We start from the raw sequence: 13,661 nt of genomic DNA, 5'->3' as shown, positions 1-13,661 counted from the left end.
TACCAGATTTGCTATCAGAGTCTTTTATGATCAACGCCTATCACCGTGATACTGAGCAGTACTGCATCACCCGTATACAGACCGATGTGGCGCTTCCTGAAAATACACTCTGGCTGGACCTTGTTGAACTGGACGAAAACGAGGATGACTGGCTGAAACAGGAGTGCCCGGGATTTATAGAAGACGAAGATGCACTGTACGAGATTGAAGCCTCATCACGATTTTTTGAAAGTGAGACAGGTTTTCATATTCGTTCCTTATTCCCTCATCAGGCAGGCCAGGAATTTCGAAGCATCAACGTTGCTTTCAACCTTCGTGACGACCAGTTGGTCACCCTACAGGATGAGCCTACCGCCCTGTTCCGACTGATGAGAAATTATCTGAAACTGCAACACATAAAGGCACGAACACCGATCGATATCTTGATCGCATTGTTTGACACTAAAGTTCAGTTTCTAGCTGACACTCTGGAAGAAGTTTACGAAAATCTCGAAGCCACCAGTCAACATGCTCTTTCTGACGATGATACTGATGTTGATGACCTGTTGAAAAATATTACCCTGCAGGAAGATATAAACGGCAAAGTTCGTCTTAATCTACTGGACAGCCAGCGCTGCCTCAGATACATACTGAAAAACTGCCGTCACAAGCTGGATGACGGACAGGTTGACCAGGTGCGAGACATTCTTCGTGATATTGACTCTCTGACACCCCACACTGGCTTTCTCTTTGATAAAATCAACTTCCTGATGGACGCCACCATGGGTTTCATCAATCTGGAACAGAACAATATCATTAAGATATTTTCCGTAGCCGCCGTGATGTTTCTGCCGCCGACCCTGATTGCCAGCATCTATGGTATGAACTTCAAGGTAATGCCTGAACTCAGTAGCAGTTGGGGATACCCTCTGGCCCTGATTCTGATGCTGGCAAGCGCTCTTGGCACTTATTTTTTCTTTAAACGAAAAGGCTGGCTATAAGTAACCGAACAGAGTAAAGCCTGCCCATATGCCAGGCTTTACTCTCCTCTGCGAAACGTCAGTTTAACAGCAAAAGATTGCTCACCCTGCTCAAAACTGATCCTGGCATTGTGCAGCTCAGCGACCACCTTGACCAGCGACAAACCCAACCCATGACCAGGAGTTGTTCGACTCTGATCAAGCCGGTACAGCCTCTGGAATACCTTTTCCTGCTCTGATTCCGGAATACCTGCCCCCTGATCAATAACTGATACTGAATCCTGATCAATACGAATTTTGACCTCGCCTTTTTCAGGAGAGTACTTGATTGCATTCTCCACCAGGTTAAACAGGATTCTAAACAGCAACTGGTGACTCCCCCGAACAACCAGAGGCTGCTGCACTTCAAGTATTAGAGACTGCTCACAGGCTTCTGCCAAAGGCTCCGCCAGTTCAACCACTTCGTAGCCTATTTCTTTCAGGTCACAACGGACAAACTCAAGATCCCCCTGCCCATATTCCAGTTTCGTGAGTTCAAGCATGGCATTGAAGGTATGCAGGATCGTATCAAGCTCAGTCTGGGCCTCAAGAATATCCTCAACACCAGCACCGCCATTTCGCAAGTATCCATCCAGCTTGATCCTCAGTCGGGATAAAGGCGTTCTGAGATCATGAGCAATACTGCTGGTTACCGATGCAATGGCTTCTACTGAGTCTTCGATCTGCGCAAGCATTTGATTGATATGACCAGCCAACTCATCAAACTCATCGCCCTTTTCAGTGACTTTAACTCTGGCGGCTAACAGACCTTCACCGACTTTTGCAGTCACTTTATTGATAGCGCGAAGACGAGCCAATATTTTTTTTGAAAATAAAAACCCGGTCACCAGTCCTACCAGCAAAACCAATACCATAGCGGCATAAAGTGCCAGAGTGAAACGAGAAGCAAACAGGTTAAAGTCTGAAGAGTTGTAGGCCAGCACCAAGGGACCCCAGCGACTGTTAATACGACTCCCCCGCACTTTCTGGAAGCGACCGTCTCCCAGAACCGAATCTCCCAGTATCCAGAAACTGCCCGTCGCTGGTGACAGGGGGACGGTTTCAGGCAGATAATTCAAATTACCCAGATAGCCCTCGGCGCTTTTAAAAACCACCAGCACTTGCCGGTTATTTTCAGCCATCTGACTTACAACCGCGCTGAATTCACTTTCTGAATGGCTTCTGGCCAAAGATGCCAGAGAATTGAGCTGTTCCAGAACAAATTGATCCTGTCGTTTCTGATAGAACCCCAGACTGTAGTCTTTCACTAACCACAGGGCTGATCCGCAGAGTACCAGGACAATAGCTGTATGCAGCAAGGTATAGCGCAGCAGTGAGGATGCCCGTAACCGACCCAGAGGGTCAAGCCGACTCACGGAGAACATAACCTGCCCCTCTCACAGTGTGAATCAGGGATGCTCCTCCGGCAGTATCCAGCTTTTTCCTCAATTTAGCGACATGAACATCAATAATGTTGCTGCCCGGATCAAAGTGATAATCCCACACAGACTCAAACAGCATGGTTCTGGAAATCACCTGATCCTGATGCTCCAGGAGAAAGCGAAGAAGCTGGAACTCTCTTGGCTGAAGGTTCACCTCAACCCTGTTTTTGACCACACGCCTGGATAATAGATCTACTTCGAGATCGGAAATAACAAGAGTATTTTTAGCTTCTTTACTGTGCCCTCTGCGAGTCAGAATTTCTGCCCGAACCAGAAGTTCCCCAAAAGAGAAAGGCTTGCAAAGGTAATCATCCCCTCCCTGCTTCAAGCCTTTAATGCGTTCATCAACGCCATCAAGAGCGCTGAGAATGATTACCGGTGTCTGGTTTTCAGAAGCTCTCAGTGCCGCCAGCACCTTGAGCCCTTCCATCTGGGGCAGCATACGATCCAGAACAATGATGTCATAGCTCTCGCCTGATGCCAGAAACAGACCATCCCGGCCATTGTCAGCCACATCCACGGTCCAGCCATGCTCCATGAATCCCTTGGCAATGTATTCACGGGTTGTCCGGTCGTCCTCAACCACTAGCAACTTCATATCATCACACCTATTCCGTTCTGACAATGGAAGGGAATCAAAAACCTGATCATTTTTGGGTCACCGGAATCGGCCTGCCAGACTGAAGATCAACAATCACCTTGCGCACGCCTTTATCCGTCAACAACTCAATTTCAAAAAATACAATACCCTTCTCCTGTTCAAGCTCTGCTTCCATCAGCTGCCCCGGAACAATCTTTTTCGCTTCATCAATGGCTTTCTTCAAAGTCATGCCACTGTTCATTAACAGCTGGTACTTTTTACGTTTCAACGTTTTGCTGGAAAGCCTGTCTTTTTCGTCCAGCCAGACCTTTCCCGAGTCAGCATCCATAATTACTTCCAACTCAACGCTGTCTTCAGGATCAACAATGGCAAACTCATAAACCATTCTACCGTCTTCATCATCGATGCCAAATTCGCTGAGATGCCCGGAATAGCGGTCGGAAATTTTCTCAATGGCCTGTTCGGGTTTGATTTTGGCATTTTCGATAGCCAGCTGAAGCAGGACATCCTCCTGGCTTGCCAGAGCAGCGGTTGATACCAGAAAAAGGCCCAGAATGGCCTCTTTTAAAAGCCTCATGACACTTACCTGTATGAAATCAGTGAATAATCGCAAAGGATAGTGACTCTACAATGAAGACCCAATGAGCATAAGATTAACAAAAGTTAATCTTATGCTCATCTCGAATAATGACCGAGCAAAAGTCGGACCGGACTACCACTTTCTGAAATTGAGTCCATACTTCCTATTCATTACAAAAAAATCGTTCATCTCCCAGGATTGAGCATGGACGTCCGTTTCTGACCAGATAACATTCAATCAAGGCAGAACCTTACGCATGAAGCAACGATTAAGTCTTCAGAACATCATTGGTATGGGTTTTATGACCTTCGCCATGTTTCTTGGCGCGGGCAATCTCATATTTCCTCCATTGGCGGGACAGCTGGCTGGCACCCACGTCTGGCTTGCTGCTGCCGGTTTTCTGGTCACCGGAGTGCTTCTCCCTTTGTTAGCTGTGGTCATGATTTCCCGAGTTGGCGGCGGCTTCAACGAGATCACCGGTGAACTGCCACGCAGCATGATTGCATTGATGGGTTGCTGCATTTATATCATTGTTGTCCCGATATACGGTGTCCCGAGAACCGGCCTTGTTGCCTATGAAATCGGAATAATCCCGTTTCTGAAAGAGCCCGACAGCACTTCCAGACTGGCATACAGCATCATTTTCTTTGGCACTGCCTGGTATCTCAGCCTCTATCCGGGAAAATTACTTGAATCCGTAGGCAAGATCATCACACCGGCCCTCATCCTCTTGCTGATGATTCTCGGTATATCTCCCCTCATCTCCCCTCTGGGAGAAGCCGGTGAACCTATGAACGGATATGCAGAAAATCCTTTCTTTAGTGGATTCCTTGAAGGCTATATGACGATGGATGCTCTGGCTGCACTGCTGTTCGGCATTGTCATCATTACCAACCTTAAATCTCACGGTATTACCACACCCGACGCCCTGGTCAGATATTCTGTCATAACGGCCTGTCTAGCAGCTTTCGGACTGGCTCTGGTCTACCTGTCCCTCTTCAATCTGGGTGCTCAAAGTCACGGAATCATTGCCCACCCAGACAACGGCGGCCAGATTCTTTCTGTTTATGTCAACAGACTGTTTGGTTTCTATGGCAATGTTCTGCTTGCAACGGTTGTGACACTGGCGTGCCTGACTACCGCAATTGGATTGATCACTGCTGCTTCGGAGTATTTCTGTGATCTCTCCGGGAAACTCAATTACAAGGTACTTGTGGCGACCATCAGTCTCTCCTGCATGATGTTTGCCAACTTTAATCTCAACCAGATGATCGAACTGTTTATTCCTGTTTTACTGGTACTCTACCCGGTCTCTATTGCCCTGATTCTCCTGGGACTGATCAAAAGCCTGCTACCCAATCCTCAGCTGGTCTACAGAGCCACGCTCCTGGTCACCTTTATACTCAGCCTGGTCGATGCCAGTAAGGGTTTGAACCATCCAATTACACAAAAGCTTCTGGTACCTCTTGAGTCACTACCATGGTACGACTTTAATTTAAGCTGGGTTGCCCCCTCTGTGGTGACTATTGTTCTGACCTGCCTGATCGGGAAACGCGTTACCCCTTCATAGCCTGCTCACAAGGCCAGACTTCTTGGCAAGTCACCAAACATCAAGTAAGCTGCTCGGCTTGCGATAGACTATCGCGGCTACCATTCACTCATTTTATGTAAAAATAAGTAGCTTACCCATGACCCGTTTTCCGGCATTACCCGCGCTTATCCTGGCGATATCCGCTTTGACTGGCTGCCAGGTGCTACAAAAACCTGCTCAAACTACGGACAGTCAAAAGACCTCCAGGACAGAAACCGAGGCGCCCGACTCAAAACAGAAGACAGAAGAATTACAAACTTTTAAACCTTCCAAGCCTCTTCATCCGGATACCATTTCTGTTAAACAGCAACTGGTTCAAACCCCCGCCCGTGTTGGCGGAAAACTGGTGTTGGGTTTTGCAGAGATAGGCACTCTCACAGAATACGGTCTGAAAATGAATGCCAAGATCGATACCGGTGCAGGACGCTCGTCGATTGATGCCAGAAACATTAAGAACTTTGAACGGGATGGTAAAAAGTGGGTTCGCTTTGACCTCCCCAGAACCAGCAAGGGCAATGTCACTCTGGAACTCCCCGTCAAAGACACTGTCTTGATCAAGGTTCCGGGCGGTGAAGAGTCCCAGACCCGTTATGTCGTCAATATAAACGTCAAGGTCGGCGATATTACCCAGAACCTGGATGTCTCACTGAACGACAGGGAAAGTTTTGAATTCCCACTGCTCATTGGTCGGGATTTTCTCAAAGACATGGCCATAGCCAATGTTAGCAAGAAATACATCGCAACCGAGAAAGTCCTGGATACCTTGACCGTTAAGCTCCCGACTGGCGGCAACCTGAGTATCAAGGAACAGATAGACAAGCCTGTCGACGTCAGTGGTCTTGCTTTGTTTGGAGAGCTTGAAGAGGTTCGTATCAAAGGATTCAAGAACCCATTCAAGGCACGTATTGATACAGGTGCCAAAACGTCTTCCATCGATGCAACCGATATTGAATACTTCACAAAAAATGGCGAAGAGTGGGTTCGTTTCAAGATCGTCAATGGTGACAACAGCCGGACCTTTGAGCGCAAAGTCCATCGTGAAGTTTCAATCAAACGTCACGGCGGTCTGGCAAACCAGAGCCGGGTTACTGTCTTTATTCCCATAACTTTGGGAAAGATTTCCAAAAATGTTGAATTTACGCTGACCAATCGCACTGGCTACGAGCATCCGATTCTTATCGGTGAAAGACTCCTGAGCAATACGGCTCTGGTTGATGTTGCCCAGCAAAATATTGCTGAGAAAAAGAAGTGAGGTTTTGAATGAAAGGACGTTTTCAACTCAGTCTGGCGGTGGTCATTTTGATCGCGGCAGGTTTGGGCCTGACTTTATACAAACACTTTGCCCTGGGGTTTCCCTTAACCCGGGGAGAAACTACCACCGTCTGGAGTGTTGAAGCTGAAATACAGTTCAAGGCCGACGGTGGACCCGTCAAGGCATCCCTGACCTTACCCGATCAACAATCCGGCTTCCGTATTCTGAATGAATCCTTTGCTTCTCCGGGTTATGGCATCAACCAGTATGATGATGAAGGACAACGTCGTGCAGAGTGGAGCATTCGCAAGGCCAGTGGCAAACAAAGCCTGTTTTACAAGGTGAGTCTGCATCCGGATCGACAACTGGTGGAACCTCTGGCCCCTCCTGTTGAAGAAAACAACGACACCCTGAAGGCCAAACCGTCCCTGCCGGAACCTTATCAGACTGCAGCAGACTCACTGCTGGAACAGGTGAAAGAACGCTCTGCTGATAGTCGAAGTTTCACAGGCACCCTGATCAAGGAATTTATTGCCCAACAGCCCAGTCAGAATACCAACATGCTGCTTAGCATGATTGATAGCCGTGCTGAGCTCACCAATCTGCTGATCGAGATGCTCTCCATGGCCGATATACCGGCCCGGGTTGTTCGAGGCCTTTACCTCGAAGACGGCAGACGTCGTCAGCCCATAGTAGAGATGCTGGAAGTCTACACCAATGATGGTTGGTTACTCTTTGATCCTGAAACCGGAGCATCCGGAAACCCGGAAAACTTCTTCCTCTGGCAACGAGGTGGTAAATCCCTGTTGGATGTCATGGGTGGCACAGCGTCCCGGGTCTCTTTTTCGATGATTTCTCAGAACGAGCCAACAAGGGATCTGGCCATTGAAACGTCCCGGGCTGACAATGCAGCACTGGTCGATTTCTCTATTTACGCCCTGCCTCTGGAAGTCCAGAATGCCTTCAAGAGCATTCTGCTAATTCCGATTGGCACCCTGGTCGTATTGATCATGCGTATCCTGGTCGGCCTGAGAACATCAGGAACCTTTATGCCGGTCCTGATCTCCGTGGCCTTCCTGGAAACCCAGTTACTGCCTGGTTTGATTATCTTTGTCACCATAGTTTCCATCGGCCTCTGGATTCGCTCGATATTGAGTCAACTCAATATGCTCCTTGTCGCCCGACTGGCGGCGGTGATCATTGTCGTCATAGGCATAATGGGCGTTATGAGCGTACTCACCTGGAAGATGGGGATTACCCAGGCCCTGACCGTGACCTTCTTCCCAATGATTATTCTGGCGTGGACCATTGAGAGAATGTCTATCCTCTGGGAAGAAGAAGGCCCCAAAGACGTACTGATTGAAGGCTCTGGTAGTCTGCTGGTGGCCACTATGAGTTACCTGCTAATGTCCAACCCACTGGTTGAGCACCTGACCTATAACTTTCCGGAGTTGCTATTGACCGTTCTGGGTCTGACCCTCATGCTGGGTCAATACACCGGTTACCGTCTGTTGGAACTTCGTCGCTTCAAGCCTCTGGTTGGAGGTTAACCCATGGAGTTCATCAAACGATTTTTTCGCAGTTTTGCCAGTCCATCCAGCCTCCACGAGGCCGGGATTCTCAGCATGAACATGCGGAACCTCGATTATGTTATCAAATATAATCCCCGCAAACTGCTACCTCAGGTGGACGATAAGCTCACTACCAAAAGGATGGCAGAAAAAGCCAATGTAGACGTCCCTGAACTGCTGGGTGTTGTCGAATACCAGCACGACATTAAAGATCTGGGTACCCTGCTTGAAGAACACAACAGTTTCGTGATCAAGCCCGCCCAGGGCAGTGGCGGTAAAGGCATTCTGGTCATCGTGGGTCGCGACGGTCCACGTTATGTAAAAGCCAGCGGCGACACTCTGGAATTTGAAGACATCAACCGACATGTTTCCAACATTCTGGGTGGCCTTTACAGTCTCGGAGGCAAAAGTGATGTAGCCATGATCGAGAGCCTGATCGTGGCAGACCCGGTATTTAATGATTACAGCTTTGAAGGTGTGCCGGACATTCGTATGATTGTTTTCCGGGGCTTTCCGGTGATGGGCATGCTGCGTCTGGCCACCCGGGCTTCTGATGGTAAAGCCAACCTTCACCAGGGAGCCGTTGGAGTGGGTCTGGACATTGCCTCTGGCAAAAGCCTCAGAGCCGTCCAGTTTGATCTGCCGATTGACAGGCACCCTGACACGGGTCACAGCTTTGAAAAACTGGCAGTACCTCACTGGGACAAACTGCTCAAGTTGACATCAGCCTGTTATGACATGACAGGACTGGGTTATCTGGGCGTGGACATTGTCCTGGATGAGAGGGATGGTCCACTGATCCTTGAACTCAATGCCCGACCCGGCCTGGCTATCCAGATCGCCAATGACTGCGGCATCCAGCCCCGTTTGGAGCTGATTGAGTCTCTGCCCAACTGGACTATGCCTATTGACGAGAAAGTCGCCTTCTCTAAAGAGCACTTTGCGATGTAATTTCCACTACATCAGGACTCGACGTCCTGATGTACACTCCTCACACCAGTGACAGAAAACGTCACTGTCGAAGTTAATTTAGTGACGAATCCGCTCTGCCACCTTGGCCTGCACACCTTGTCTGTGTCACAATCATTTACAGGGTAAATAGATTTAACAGACGACCCTTTGAAGGAAGAGTGAAAAGCTGTCAATTCGTCATGGAGGACTGCCTGAATTGCGGGTTCTATTGACCTTCTCAACCTGTTCGCAAAGAGCAGTCATTTTCATCAGGGCTCTGGTGCTTCTGCTGATCTTTTTTGTCAGCCAGGCTACCCACGGGACTTCCGTTGCAGAATCTTCACCGTCTGGACCGGTTAAACTGGTCAGCTTCCTGACTTCGGTTCCTGCTCCGGAAGCGATCCTGAGCGGAAAACAGCCCGGCACCAGTGATCGCTGGTACAAACTCCGCCTGACATTGAATCATTCTCTTAATTCAGACTGGTTGCTGGTATTCAGAAGGACTCCCCACAAGAAACTTGATGTCTTCACACCTTCTGAAAAGGGTTATCGGATCACTTCATTGGGTATTGGCAGTCAAAGCCGCAAGTCAGACCCAAGAGTTCTGAAACTCCGGCTACCTGGGAACAAAACCCACGACATTTATATACGTGTGGACAGCTCAGAACCAAACAGGTTGAACCCTCACCTTTGGCCACAATCACTCTACATGCTGGATGAATACAAGAATCAGGCCTTGTCAGCTTCACTGCTGGCACTGCTTCTGCTCTTTCTGATCGTTACAGCGGCTGTAATGATCTACACCCGGCACCCTTCCTACCTGTTGCTTACTGCACACCTGCTGGCCACCACGACGCTGGTCGTATTTTACCAAGGCGACATTTTCTGGATAATTAACGGGTCCTGGGACCCCGAATTCTGGGTGCTGATCATGACGGTCATCAGCCTTGTCTCGGCCCTGGGCTGTTACAAGAACCTCGGTTTGCTGGCACTCTATAATCCCAAAACAGACAGACTTATGCTCTGGCTTAGCTGCCTGTCGGTCGGACTGGTTCTCAGCTTCTTCGCCACAGAGAAAACCCTGCTTCTCAATGCGGCATTTTTAATGATCGCAGTGTCCGCAGTCCTGCTCATTGCCAGCCTTCTGACTATTTTTTCGCAGGGTGTCAGACCCGCCAAACTGGCGTTACCGGTCATGCTCACACTGTTCTTTGCCCTATTTAGCAGCTGGGCCTCAAAAGAGTGGCCCAGAGTCATTCCCAGTCAGGCCGAACTGGCATTAATTGCTCTCCAATCCATGCTAATTAACGGTCTTTACTGGATTAACCGCAAACACAAGAATCGCCAGGCTATCTCTATCAATCTGGTTAACAGCCAATTTGATAAACGACGAGTCTTTGATTCAGCCCTTCGCAAACATCTTCAGGCACCCAGCAATGCACTAATGGATGAAAAGACCATTCGACAGCGCATTCTGGCAACTCTGGATGCGATAATACCCGATACACCCTCTATGATACTGATTAAGAATAAAGACCAGTGGGATGTCAGCAGCCATTACCCTAAAGCAGCCCAGATTCTAACAAACAGTATTGACAGTATTGAAGATGAGCTGATGAACATCATTACCTCGGAACAAAAGCACCATATCCGGCTTGAAGATCGAAACGGCGTTAAATACTGGATATTTCTGCTTCACAGTGAAGAAAACCACCATAGTCTGCTGGTGGTCTCACCGGGAAGCCAACCCAACAGACCTTTGAAGTGGCAACAGATAACCGACATCAGCAACCATGCGCGAACCCTGTTTCAGGCCAATCAGCAGACTCGATTCTGGAAACTGCAGGCCAGCCTTGATTCACTGACGGGTCTTCTGAATCGGAGAGCTTTTGTCAATGAGGCTTCAGAACTGCTTCACCGCCCTGATTCCGCAAAGTCCCAATCCTGTCTGATTTTCATAGATATCGATGATTTCAAACAGATCAATGATCGTTTCGGTCACCCGGCGGGTGACAAGGTTCTCTCTGACCTTGCTTGTCAACTAAGGAAAGATCTTCGTCAGGAGGACCTGATTGCCCGCTATGGCGGCGAAGAATTTGTTGTTCTCCTGCCCAACACAGATGCTGTCAGGGGCGTAAAGATCGCTGAGCGACTCAGGAACTCGGCATTACTCTACAAGGGAGGTCCTGTACCCCTGAGCCTCAGCCTGGGCATTGCTGCCACCGGTCCGCAGACCGACACTCTCGACAAAATACTCAAAGAGGCAGACGACGCTTTATACCAGGCCAAGCATCTGGGTAAGAACAGAGTCTGTCGGGCACCTTCCTGTGCAGATATTCGACTATCGGTTGGTGAACCAGACAAAGTTGGACAGCCTGCGCGAGAAGAGATTACAAAACGCTTATCCTGAAACGTAAATCTACATATACTGCACCGTCACACCGAGGCTTTAGAATATAGTACTCATCTCCCACCGAAAAAACGTAATACACGACAATGACCGCTCTTTTCAGTCGCTGGAGACGGCAACGGAATGACGCAGACCTGCAGCTTGAAGAACGAAATTCAAGCTGGCTGGAGAAAGTGGCACGCGCTCCTCACCAGGAGCCCTGGAGTGTCACCATACTGCAATACGCCTGGACTGCCGGTCCGGTCACACTTCTGGCCGCCTTTGCAGGCTACTATATTGGTTACGGCACCATGATGCCTTTGGACAAAACCCTGTATTTTGTTGGCTATTCTGTTGTTGCCATCGGTCTGGGTCTGTTCACCAAGCTGATTTACGACGTTACCCACGGCCGACGGATCAATCAAGACAAAAACAACCTGCTCAGCATCATCGACCGAATTCCCGAAATCATTTACATGGTGCGTGATCTGACCCAACGTAATATGACCGAAGATGCACGTCGCATCCACTCTGCCGGTATTCTTTTGCAAAAGTTCGATCTTGGTCCGGAATGGATATCAACAGCCATCGAAGATATTACGGGTGACCCCGATCTGGCCCGCAAGGCCGAACAGATTGAAATATTTCGCAGGGCTGGCCTTTATCACAGAATGCATGACATTGTTCACGAAGTCTCCGATGACACAGAGCGTTATCAAAACGAACTCAAAGAACTTCACCCACGCATAGCCAAAGCGCTCAAAAACAGGTTAAGCGGGATCGTGGCCAGACCCCATGAAGGGCAGCCCAGGGAGCCTCTGTTTATTGAGCGGATTCTCACTGCCAGCGAGCGAGATAATGAAGAATTGATGACTCTTCACGATGTCGAGGAAATACTCATATTATGCTTCGAGCTGATTTGCGGGCGCAAAATTTCCTGGCTAAAAATTGAGTATACCGGTCGCTGGGATCTGGCCAAGGCTTTGGACAGGCTCGAGGAAGAACGCAATGATTTCCGGATCAGCCGGGCCAGGGTTTACTCCCGCCTCAAGGCTCTGGCTACCTGGCTCCATAATGTTGATATCCAGAATGACATTATTACCGATCACGGCCTGAGCCCCCGGAATTTGCTGGCGGCGGTCAGGGAGTCACTCGACACTCTCAGTTTGCAGGTTCGCCAGGCCAGGGACCTGACCCATAAAACCGGCAAACACGTTAAGGCCCTGAACATAAAACGCAAACAACTCGATAAAGCCATTCAACTCTACAATGAAGCTCACCGCGCCTACCTGAAACAGGGACGGGACAGCGACAAACTCAAACGCGCCCTGAAGTACTGGCAAAAACTCTCCACACTCCATCAGCACAACCCTAAAGAGAACTTAAAACGCAGCCTGACTATTTCAGAGCAGAGTATCGAACTGGACGATGATACCAGAATGGAGGTTGCCAACCGTCTGGAAGCGTTTTCAAAGGAAACCCGCTTGAGAAAAGATAGCCATCGAGTCCACTCCCTGTCGCCTGCACGGAGATACCTGACAGAAACACGTGCCAGGGAGGTGGCCATCGAGGTGGCAACTATTCTAGACCCTTACATACATCTTCATGACCCACAGATTCAGAGGGCTATTGAGAGTTCCAATGCTTCCAGCCTGGCTTTTCTTGAGCCCGGTATGAGCGCCAGGACCAAGGCAGCGCTGGGAGAAGCTTTGGCCGCAGATGTTGACAAAAACCTCTCGGCCAGTGCCGAGAAACTGGCCCAGAACCTGATCCGTTACTATCGCGTCCCCCTGAGTGAGAGAACCATTAACTTCCTGGTACACACCTATCAGGCCGATTTGAAACGATTACAGTTCATTGCCCAGTTCGAGAGCCCTATGAGCGCTCGCTATTCACTGGATAATATTTCGCCCATCGAAGTTCCCCCTGCCAGTAACAAATGGCAAATTGACTTATACAACGCCAATAAAGTCATCAGCAAATACAGCTCTGCCAGAAGCCATGGCTGAGTCACCTCTCAGCCCATCCTGATAACAATCAACCGAGCAAATATTTTCTATATGCCAATCAGAAATACTGATAGACAGTTATTACATCTATCAGCATTCCTTATAGCCAAAAATTCACTTTACATTTCGAATGTTTCGTTTTTACACAGTGATTTATTCTTTATATTCAAACAAAAAACATTTATATCCCTAAAAAACACCTGGATAACAATATATTTTAAACATTTTTGATGAAGATCAAACTTTGCGTCCTACTGTAGTTCATATACGTAACAAA

At 48.7% G+C, this 13,661-nt stretch carries 10 protein-coding genes; 7 read left to right on the top strand and 3 right to left on the bottom strand.

Annotated elements, in window-relative coordinates:
• Positions 1–26: 26 nt before the first annotated feature.
• A complete protein-coding gene (gene corA / locus ACOMHB_RS13115; RefSeq protein WP_317141697.1) occupies positions 27–980 on the top strand; it encodes a magnesium/cobalt transporter CorA in 954 nt (317 codons plus the stop codon).
• Between the two features lie 38 nt (positions 981–1,018).
• Here corA and ACOMHB_RS13110 read toward each other — a convergent pair whose 3' ends face one another.
• Genes ACOMHB_RS13110 through ACOMHB_RS13100 form a run of 3 tightly spaced genes read right to left on the bottom strand, consistent with a single transcriptional unit; the run spans position 1,019 to position 3,618 of the window.
• Complete coding sequence (locus ACOMHB_RS13110) at positions 1,019–2,383, bottom strand: HAMP domain-containing sensor histidine kinase (RefSeq protein ID WP_448216963.1); 1,365 nt, start codon at positions 2,381–2,383, stop codon at positions 1,019–1,021.
• Positions 2,361–3,038 carry a winged helix-turn-helix domain-containing protein gene (locus ACOMHB_RS13105; RefSeq protein ID WP_422137892.1) on the bottom strand — a complete coding sequence of 226 codons (678 nt, stop codon included), beginning with the start codon at positions 3,036–3,038 and terminating at the stop codon, positions 2,361–2,363. Before ACOMHB_RS13105 ends, ACOMHB_RS13110 begins: the two co-directional genes overlap by 23 nt.
• A gap of 49 nt (positions 3,039–3,087) precedes the next feature.
• The gene (locus ACOMHB_RS13100; protein WP_448216962.1) at positions 3,088–3,618 is read right to left on the bottom strand and encodes a PepSY domain-containing protein; all 531 of its coding nucleotides are present in this window, start codon (positions 3,616–3,618) and stop codon (positions 3,088–3,090) included.
• A gap of 259 nt (positions 3,619–3,877) precedes the next feature.
• Here ACOMHB_RS13100 and brnQ point away from each other — a divergent pair, with 259 nt between their 5' ends.
• The 6 genes from brnQ to ACOMHB_RS13070 all read left to right on the top strand — a co-directional run bounded on the left by brnQ (position 3,878) and on the right by ACOMHB_RS13070 (position 13,384).
• The gene (gene brnQ / locus ACOMHB_RS13095; RefSeq protein ID WP_448216961.1) at positions 3,878–5,191 is read left to right on the top strand and encodes a branched-chain amino acid transport system II carrier protein; all 1,314 of its coding nucleotides are present in this window, start codon (positions 3,878–3,880) and stop codon (positions 5,189–5,191) included.
• Between the two features lie 118 nt (positions 5,192–5,309).
• Positions 5,310–6,464: an ATP-dependent zinc protease family protein gene (locus tag ACOMHB_RS13090; protein ID WP_448216960.1), complete on the top strand. Its 1,155-nt coding sequence runs from the start codon at positions 5,310–5,312 to the stop codon at positions 6,462–6,464.
• Positions 6,465–6,472: 8 nt separating this feature from the next.
• On the top strand, positions 6,473–8,014 hold the full coding sequence (locus tag ACOMHB_RS13085; protein WP_448216959.1) for a UUP1 family membrane protein: 1,542 nt from the start codon (positions 6,473–6,475) through the stop codon (positions 8,012–8,014).
• Positions 8,015–8,017: 3 nt separating this feature from the next.
• The gene (locus ACOMHB_RS13080) at positions 8,018–8,986 is read left to right on the top strand and encodes an alpha-L-glutamate ligase-like protein (RefSeq protein ID WP_422409518.1); all 969 of its coding nucleotides are present in this window, start codon (positions 8,018–8,020) and stop codon (positions 8,984–8,986) included.
• A gap of 217 nt (positions 8,987–9,203) precedes the next feature.
• Complete coding sequence (locus ACOMHB_RS13075; protein ID WP_448216958.1) at positions 9,204–11,396, top strand: diguanylate cyclase; 2,193 nt, start codon at positions 9,204–9,206, stop codon at positions 11,394–11,396.
• Between the two features lie 86 nt (positions 11,397–11,482).
• Positions 11,483–13,384, top strand: coding sequence for a hypothetical protein (locus ACOMHB_RS13070; RefSeq protein WP_448216957.1), 1,902 nt, complete (start codon positions 11,483–11,485; stop codon positions 13,382–13,384).
• The last annotated feature ends 277 nt before the right edge of the window (positions 13,385–13,661 follow it).

It is taken from the genome of Endozoicomonas sp. 2B-B (assembly GCF_053470045.1).
The sequence above is the reverse complement of the archived record's forward strand: the minus strand, read 5'-3'. Positions and strand labels throughout refer to the sequence as shown.